A 239-nucleotide genomic window follows, 5' to 3' on the forward strand; every position below is an offset into this window, starting at 1 on the left:
CCACGCCCCGATCGCCGCGGGCAGGCCGAAGCCCATCGTCCCCGCGCCGCCCGAAGTGATCCAGCGGTTCGGCTTTTCGAGCGCGTAGTATTGCGCCGTCCACATCTGGTGCTGGCCCACGTCGGTCGTCACGATCGCCCCACCGCCAGTCGCCTTCCAGATATCGGCAACGAGATGAGCCACCTGCAGCTTGCCATCGTTTTCCCAGTTCATGATGCTGCGGGTATCGACTTCGTTCT

The 239-nt window shown here is 64.0% G+C and carries 1 protein-coding gene; it reads right to left on the reverse strand.

Annotation, left to right across the window (positions count from 1 at the left end):
- On the reverse strand, positions 1-239 hold a 239-nt coding region (locus ACY9Z2_RS19335), incomplete at both ends, for a thiamine pyrophosphate-dependent enzyme (protein ID WP_463611299.1).

This window comes from Virgibacillus sp. GM2-2, assembly GCF_055329585.1.